We start from the raw sequence: 7,837 nt of genomic DNA, 5'->3' as shown, positions 1-7,837 counted from the left end.
GTCGGCTCCTTGCTGATGGGAAGTTCGTCGGGTCAGGCGGTGCGGATCGGCTGGGCGGGGTCCTCAGCCGACTCCCGCGATGCCGATGACGCTGCATCGAAGGGAACGGCCGGGGCGTCCCCGTGGGGGAGAACGTGGAAGAACTCCTCGGGGTCGGCGGTGTCTGCGAGCACCGAGTCGGCGGGGTTGCGGCGGCCCGGCAGGTAGACCGAGCGCTCGAGGCCGATGTGGCGCCTGCGCTGCACCAGCAGGATCACCACGCCCAGCACGACGGCGAGGAACGCCGCGAGCACATTGGTGCGGATGCCGAGGAAGAGGAGGCTCGGATCGACGCGCAGCGACTCGGTGAAGGTGCGGCCGATGCCATACCAGATCAGGTAGAGCGCGAAGAACTTGCCCCAGCGAGGACGCCACTTGCGCTCGATGGCGAGCAGCACGATGATGCCCAGCAGATTCCAGACCGCCTCGTAGAGGAACGTCGGGTGGAAGAGCGTGCCCTCGGGCAGGCCGATGGGGAACGCCGGGTTGCTCGACTCGATCTCGAGACCCCACGGCAGGGTCGTCGGCCCGCCGAAGAGCTCGTGATTGAACCAGTTGCCGAGACGGCCGACGGCCTGCGCGATGAGCAGACCGGGCACGAGGGCATCGGCGAAGGACCAGAAGCGGATCCCGGTGATGCGGGAGGCGACCAGCACACCGATCGCTCCGCCGAGCAGGGCGCCGAAGATCGCGATCCCGCCGTTCCAGAACGCGAAGATCTCGAGCGGGTTCTTGCCGGCCCCGAAATAGTCCCCCCAGTGGGTGACCACGTGGTAGAGGCGCGCCCCCAGGATGCCGAGCACCAGCGACCACACCATGAAGTCGAGCACCGCGCCCTTCTCGCCTCCGCGCTGCGACAGGCGCCGGCCCGTCCAGATCGCGGCGAGAATGATGCCGACGATGATGCACAGCGCATAGATGTAGATGCGCAGCGGCCCGATCTGGAAGAACTGCATCTCGGGACTCGGGATACTCAACGGATGGATCATGCTCTGCTTTCTCGCAACTCACACAGTGCCCGCGGGCACACGATGAGCCTCAGTCTATCGTCGTTGCTTCACTTACCGCCGCGTGCCCGCAGCGATCTCCCGCACCACCTCGGCGAGCCGCTCGACGCCGCCGTCGCGCAGCGCGCGCACGAAGGCCGTGCCGACGATGGCGCCGTCGGCGTAGTCGAGGGCCGAAGCGACCTGCTCGGCGGTCGACAGACCGATGCCGACGCATGCCAGGTCGACGCCCTGCTCGCGCAGGCGCGCGGTGAGGGATCGAGCCGCGGCGTCGAGCTGCGCGCGCTCGCCCGTGATGCCCATGGTCGAGACGGTGTAGACGAAGCCGCGCGACGCCTCGACGACGAGCCGAAGGCGCTCGTCGGTCGAGCTGGGAGCCGCGAGGAACACGCGGTCGAGCCCGATTCGGTCACTCATCTCGATCCAGTCCCCCGCCGCATCGGGGGTGATGTCGGGCGTGATGAGACCAGCGCCTCCTGCCTCGGCCAGCGCCGTCGCGAAGCGCTCGACGCCGTACTGCAGCACCGGGTTCCAGTAGGTCATCACGAGAACGGGAATGTCGACCGCCTCGCGCACGCGACGCACGGCCTCGAAGACGTCCGCGACGCGGAACCCGCCCGCGAGGGCGGTCTGGGTCGCCTCCTGGATCACTGCACCGTCCATGACGGGGTCGGAGTACGGCAGTCCGAACTCGAGCACGTCGACGCCGCTGCGCGCCATCGCTATGGCCGCGTCGACGCTCGTGTCGAGATCGGGGAACCCGACCGGCAGGTATCCGATCAGCGCACCGCGACGCTCCTGCTTCGCGGCGCGGATCGCACCCGCGACCTGTGATTCGTGCGCGCTCATCCCTCGAGCTCCGTTCCGCCGTCGAGCAGGCCGAAGTATCGGCCCGCGGTCGCCATGTCCTTGTCGCCGCGGCCGGACAGGCTCACCGCGATGATCGCGTCGGGGCCGAGCTCGCGGCCGATGCGGATCGCGCCGGCGAGCGCGTGGGCCGACTCGATCGCGGGGATGATGCCCTCGGTGCGGCTGAGCAGGCGCAGCGCCTGCATCGCCTCGTCGTCGGTCGCGGGGATGTAATCGACGCGGCCGATGTCGGCGAGCCAGGAGTGCTCGGGCCCGACCCCGGGGTAGTCGAGGCCCGCCGAGATCGAGTGCGACTCGATCGTCTGCCCGTCCTCGTCCTGCAGCACATAGGTCTTCGCACCGTGCAGCACGCCCGGGCGTCCGCGCTCGATGGATGCCGCCTGCCGCTCGGTCTCCACCCCCTCGCCCGCCGCCTCGACGCCGTAGATCTTCACGCCCTCGTCGTCGAGGAACGCGTCGAACATGCCGATCGCGTTCGAGCCGCCGCCGACGCACGCGACGACGGCGTCGGGCAGACGCCCGGTGCGTTCGAGCAGCTGCGCGCGGGCCTCTTCGGAGATGATCTTCTGGAAGTCGCGCACCATCGCCGGGAATGGGTGCGGGCCGGCAGCCGTGCCGAAGATGTAGTTCGTGCGGTCGACGCTCGCGACCCAGTCGCGGTAGGCCTCGTTGATCGCGTCCTTGAGGGTGCGGGAGCCCGCCTTGACGGGCACCACCTCGGCGCCGAGCAGCCGCATCCGAGCGACGTTGAGCGCCTGCCGCTCGGTATCGACCTCGCCCATGTAGATGGTGCACTCGAGCCCGAAGAGGGCGGCCGCGGTGGCGGTGGCGACGCCGTGCTGGCCGGCGCCCGTCTCGGCGATGACGCGGGTCTTGCCGAGACGCCTCGTGAGCAGGGCCTGGCCGAGCACATTGTTGATCTTGTGCGAGCCGGTGTGGTTCAGATCCTCGCGCTTCAGGAAGATGCGCGCCCCGCCCGCGTGCTCGGCGAAGCGGGGCACCTCGGTGATCGGCGAGGGGCGCCCGGCGTACGAGGCGAGCAGCTCGAGCAGCTCCGCCTGGAACGAGGGGTCGTTCTTGGCTGCCTCGTACGCCTCGGTGAGTTCGTCGATCGCCGCGATGAGCGACTCGGGCATGTACCGCCCGCCGTAGTCGCCGAAGAACGGCCCGTGCTGGTCGCGGAGACTGGTAATCCCGCCCGTTTGCTCTGTCATATCGACCTACTCGGTTCGGATGCTCGGCCTGCCGAGCATGGGATCGGATGGGGTGGGGATCGCGCGACCGGTCAGACGCTGAGGTAGGCCTGCAGCGTCGCGACGGGATCGCCCGTGACGAGCGCCTCGCCCACGAGCACGGCGTCGGCGCCCGCCTCCCGATAGCGCTCCACGTCCGAGACGTCGAGCACCGCCGACTCCGCGACGCGCACGACGCCCGCCGGGATCTGGTCGGCGACGCGGCCGAACAGCTCTCGGTCGAGCTCGAAGGTGCGCAGGTCGCGAGCGTTGACGCCGATGAGCTGCGAGCCGAGATCGACCGCGCGTGCGACCTCATCGGCCGAGTGCGCCTCGACGAGCGGGGTCATGCCGAGCTCGCGGATCATGTCGTGCAGGCGCTCGAGGCGGTCCTGAGGCAGGGCAGCGACGATCAGCAGCACCAGATCGGCACCGGCCGCGCGGGCCTCGAGCACCTGGTACTCGTCGCCGATGAAGTCCTTGCGCAGCACCGGGATGCTCACGGCCTTGCGCACGGCCTCGAGGTCGGCGAGCGACCCCTTGAACTTGCGCTCCTCGGTCAGCACGCTGACCGCGCTCGCTCCGCCCGCCTCGTACTGCGCGGCGAGAGCGTGCGGTTCGGCGATCTCTGCGAGGTGACCGCGAGACGGGCTCGCGCGCTTGACCTCGGCGATCACCTTCATGTGCTCGGCGGGAGCGAGCGCTTCCAGCGCGTCGAGAGCCGCAGCACGTTCGAGCGCCTCCGCTTCGAGCTGGGCATAGGAGCGGAGTTCTCTGCGGGCCTTCGCGTCTTCGAGCGAGCCCGCGAGCAGGTTCTCGAGCACCTCAGTCGTGCGACTTGGGGCTGAACCGCGGGCCGTTCACGCCGAAGCCGGCCTTGGAGAGGATCCAGCCGAGGATCCAGCCGACGACGACCACACCGGCGCACACCCACACCATGGTCGCATTGTGCAGGAAGAAGAAGACGGTGCCGGCCGCGATGCCGATCAGCATCACCACGACCGCCGTCCATGCGGCCGGCGAATCACCGTGACCAGGGTCTCCGTGCTGGGTACTCATGAATCTCCTCTGAACAGACTTGAACGGTCCCAGCCTACCGGATATCTCCGTCGGGTTCGGGCGTGGTTTCGCCCCCTGCGTCTGCCGAGAGGGATCCCCACCCCGTATTTCGGAGCTCGCCCGTATTTCGGATCAGATCACTAGGGTTCGGTCCGAAATACCGGTGAGCTCCGAAGTTGCGGCCGGGGACGAACGGCGCTCAATCCGACGAAGTCGGGTCACCGCCCGGCCGGCCGCTCGGGGAAACGCGAAGCGTTTCGCGGCCACGCCGCCGCGAGCGCCCCCGCTCGCGGTGCAGGATGACTCAATCCGACGAAGTCGGGTCACCGCCTTCGGAGAGCGAGTCCCAGTCCGAGATGCGGTCCGGCGCGCCCTCAGCCCGCGTCGGCTTCGCCGCGGAGTCGTACTTGCGGCCGGCGACGCCCCAGCGACCGCCGGTGACGATGACCGCGATCCCGAGCACCGCCGCGAGGACCCCCGCCGCCGCGCCCGCCCAGGCCCACCCCGAGAGGCTGCTCCAGATCACTCCCGCCCCGTCGTCGCCGGCGATGCCGGTGAGCTCGGTCACACGACCGGAGATCGCGGCCGCGGGCGAGACGACGGCAGTGGCGGTGAGCGCGACGAGTCCCGCGCCGAGCAGCGCGACGAGCCCGCCGAGCACGCGCCGGAAGACCGGGCCGGCGATGGTGAGCGCGAGGGCGGCCGCGATGATCGCGATCGAGACGGGCGACAGCGCCGCATTGATCTCGTGACCGGTCACCGTCTCGACGGAGTGCGTGCCGTCGAGCATGAATGAGACCCAGGTCTGCGATCCGGCGAGCAGCGCGAGGGCTCCCGAGAGAGCGATCCCGCCGAGGGAGAGGGGCTTAGCGCGCATCGGATCCGCCTGTCGCGGCGGGCGCGAGCTCGCGCAGCGTGTTCGCGATCGCGATCGCGCGAAGCGGTGCGGCGGCCTTGTTGCGCGACTCCTGCTCCTCGAGCTCGGGCACCGAGTCGGCCACGATCCCGCCTCCCGCCTGCACCATCGCGATGCCGTCGCGAATCGTCGCGGTGCGGATCGCGATCGCGAGATCGGCCGCGCCACCCAGGCCGAAGTAGCCCACCACGCCGCCGTAGACGCCCCGCTGCACCGGCTCGAACTCGTCGATGATCTGCAGCGCCCGCGGCTTCGGCGCCCCGCTCAGGGTGCCCGCGGGGAAGGTCGCGCGCAGCGCGTCGACGGGGTTCTGCCCGTCGCGCAGCACGCCCTCCACGGTCGAGACGATGTGCATGATGTGGCTGAAGCGCTCGACGCGCATGAACTCCGTCACGCCGACGCTCGAGGGGTCGCACACTCGCAGCAGGTCGTTGCGCGCGAGGTCGACGAGCATGAGGTGCTCGGCGCGCTCCTTGTCGTCGGCGAGCAGCTCGCGCTCGTGCTGCTGATCCTCGTCCACCGTCGCGCCGCGCGGTCGCGAGCCCGCGATGGGGTGCGTCATCACGTGCCCGCTCTCCTGCACCGTCACGAGCGCCTCGGGGCTCGAGCCGACGACGGCGAACGGGCGCCCCGCGGCGTCCTCGCACTGCAGCAGGTAGAGGTAGGGGCTCGGATTGAGGTGCCGCAGCACGCGGTAGACGTCGAGCGGGTCGGCGGTGCACTCCTGGTCGAAGCGCTGGGAGGGCACGACCTGGAAGATGTCGCCGTCGACGATGTACTGCTTCGCCCGCTCGACCGCAGCCTTGTAGCCGTCGATGCCCCAGACCCGGCGAGGCTCGGGCATCGCGCCCCGGTCGAGCTCGCCGAGCGGCGAGGCGACGGGAGTCGCGAGCGCGCGCTGCAGCCGGTCGAGTCGCGCCTGCGCATCGGTCCACTGCTCGTCGGCGGTCGCGGTCCGAGACTCGGGATCGCCGAGCGCGCCGTCGTTCAGCACGTTCGCGAGCAGCACCACGCTGCCCTCGCGGTGGTCGATGACCACGAGCTCCGAGACGAAGCTGAGCCCCTGCGTGGGCAGCCCGGGCCCCTCGCTCGGGCCGTGCTCGAGGCGCTCGAACTGCCGCACCGTCTCCCAGCCGAGATAACCGACGAATCCGCTCGCGAGCGGCGGAAGGCCATCGACCTGGGGGGCGCGCCAGCGCTCGTAGACGGCGCGCAGCGCCTCGACGGGGGCGAGTCCGCTCACCCCTCCCGGCAGCAGGCGCTGCTCGTCGATCCCGCAGATGTCCCCGTCGATCCCCGCACCCGGGGCCCAGTGAGCGCGCCCGTCGCGCTCCCCCAGCACCCCGAAGCTTCCGGCTCCGACGAAGCTGAAGCGCGTCCAGACGCCGCCCTGCTCGGCCGATTCGAGCAGGAACGTGCCCGGGCGAGAGGCGGCGACCTTGCGGTAGATGCCGACCGGCGTGTCTGCATCGGCGAAGACCTCGCGGCAGACGGGGATCACGGCGTGGGAGGCGCGCGCGGCGTCGAAGGCGGCGCGCGTGGTCGTCAGTGTCACCGCTCCAGACTACCGCTGCTCTCGCCGGGATCTCCGACGAGAGCCGGAACATCGCGTCCGGTGAAGCAGCTGCGCGTGCCCGTGTGGCAGGCCGCCCCGAGCTGGATCACGCGCACGAGCAGCGTGTCGCCGTCGCAGTCCATCGCGACCGAGCGCACGTACTGCCGATGGCCCGAGGTGTCTCCCTTGCGCCAGTACTCCTGCCGCGACCGCGACCAGAAGGTCACGCGGCCGCTCGTGAGGGTGCGGCGGATCGCCTCGCGATCCATCCACGCGAGCATCAGCACCTCGCCCGACTCGTCGTCCTGGATGATCGCGGGCAGCAGGCCGGCGTCGTCGAACTTCAGATCGGCGGGCACCGGATCGATATGCGTCATGCGGCGACTCCCTCCAGCCGAACGGTGACCCCCGCATCGCGGAGCGCACGCTTCACCTCGCCGACCGTGAACGTGCCGTCGTGGAAGACCGAGGCCGCGAGCACCGCGTCGGCACCGGCCTCGACCGCGGGTGCGAAGTGCTCCAGCGCACCGGCGCCGCCCGACGCGATGACGGGCACCTCCGAGAGCTCGCGCACCCTGCGGGTGAGCTCGAGATCGAACCCGGCGAGCGTGCCGTCGGCGTCCATCGAGTTGACGAGCAGCTCGCCGGCTCCGCGGTCGAGCGCCTCCCGGCACCACTCCAGCGCGTCAAGGTCGGTCTCGCGCTTGCCGCCGTGCGTGGTCACGACGAAACCGCTCGGCGTGCGCGGGGAGCGCTTCACGTCGAGGGACAGCACGAGCACCTGCGACCCGAAGCGATCCGCGATCTCCCCGATCACCTCGGGTCTCGCGATGGCTCCGCTGTTGATGCCGACCTTGTCGGCCCCGACGCCGAGCAGCCGCGCCACATCCTCGACGCCGCGCACGCCGCCGCCGACGGTGAGCGGGATGAACACCTGCTCCGCCGTGCGCTGCACGACCTCGTAAGTGGTGGACCGATCGTCGACCGTCGCCGTCACGTCGAGGAAGGTGATCTCATCGGCCCCCTGCTCGGCGTACTTCGCGGCCAGCTCGACCGGGTCCCCCGCGTCGCGCAGGTTGAGGAAGTTCACGCCCTTCACCACGCGGCCCGCGGCCACGTCGAGGCAGGGGATCACGCGTGTTGCGATGCTCATGCCGTC

Annotated in this window: 9 protein-coding genes; all 9 read right to left on the bottom strand. The window is 70.4% G+C overall.

Annotated elements, in window-relative coordinates:
- Positions 1-32: 32 nt before the first annotated feature.
- On the bottom strand, positions 33-1,028 hold the full coding sequence (lgt, locus tag KVY00_RS15485; RefSeq protein WP_223043749.1) for a prolipoprotein diacylglyceryl transferase: 996 nt from the start codon (positions 1,026-1,028) through the stop codon (positions 33-35).
- A 72-nt stretch (positions 1,029-1,100) separates the two neighbouring features.
- Positions 1,101-1,895 carry a tryptophan synthase subunit alpha gene (gene trpA / locus KVY00_RS15480; protein WP_223043748.1) on the bottom strand — a complete coding sequence of 265 codons (795 nt, stop codon included), beginning with the start codon at positions 1,893-1,895 and terminating at the stop codon, positions 1,101-1,103.
- Positions 1,892-3,130, bottom strand: a complete 1,239-nt coding sequence (gene trpB, locus KVY00_RS15475) for a tryptophan synthase subunit beta (protein WP_223043747.1) — start codon at positions 3,128-3,130, stop codon at positions 1,892-1,894. The genes trpA and trpB overlap by 4 nt, the downstream gene beginning before the upstream one ends.
- Before the next feature lie 71 nt (positions 3,131-3,201).
- Entirely contained in the window at positions 3,202-3,972 is a 771-nt protein-coding gene (gene trpC / locus KVY00_RS15470; protein ID WP_223043746.1) for an indole-3-glycerol phosphate synthase TrpC, read from the bottom strand.
- A gap of 1 nt (position 3,973) precedes the next feature.
- Positions 3,974-4,207 carry an HGxxPAAW family protein gene (locus KVY00_RS15465; RefSeq protein ID WP_223043745.1) on the bottom strand — a complete coding sequence of 78 codons (234 nt, stop codon included), beginning with the start codon at positions 4,205-4,207 and terminating at the stop codon, positions 3,974-3,976.
- A gap of 304 nt (positions 4,208-4,511) precedes the next feature.
- On the bottom strand, positions 4,512-5,084 hold the full coding sequence (locus KVY00_RS15460; protein WP_223043744.1) for a Trp biosynthesis-associated membrane protein: 573 nt from the start codon (positions 5,082-5,084) through the stop codon (positions 4,512-4,514).
- Positions 5,074-6,678, bottom strand: a complete 1,605-nt coding sequence (locus KVY00_RS15455) for an anthranilate synthase component I (protein WP_223043743.1) — start codon at positions 6,676-6,678, stop codon at positions 5,074-5,076. Before KVY00_RS15455 ends, KVY00_RS15460 begins: the two co-directional genes overlap by 11 nt.
- On the bottom strand, positions 6,675-7,055 hold the full coding sequence (gene hisI / locus KVY00_RS15450; protein ID WP_223043742.1) for a phosphoribosyl-AMP cyclohydrolase: 381 nt from the start codon (positions 7,053-7,055) through the stop codon (positions 6,675-6,677). The genes KVY00_RS15455 and hisI overlap by 4 nt, the downstream gene beginning before the upstream one ends.
- A complete protein-coding gene (hisF, locus tag KVY00_RS15445; protein ID WP_223043741.1) occupies positions 7,052-7,831 on the bottom strand; it encodes an imidazole glycerol phosphate synthase subunit HisF in 780 nt (259 codons plus the stop codon). The genes hisI and hisF overlap by 4 nt, the downstream gene beginning before the upstream one ends.
- Between the last annotated feature and the right edge of the window lie 6 nt (positions 7,832-7,837).

This window comes from Leucobacter tenebrionis (genome assembly GCF_019884725.1).
In the GTDB taxonomy this organism is placed as follows: domain Bacteria; phylum Actinomycetota; class Actinomycetes; order Actinomycetales; family Microbacteriaceae; genus Leucobacter; species Leucobacter tenebrionis.
The sequence above is the reverse complement of the archived record's forward strand: the minus strand, read 5'-3'. Positions and strand labels throughout refer to the sequence as shown.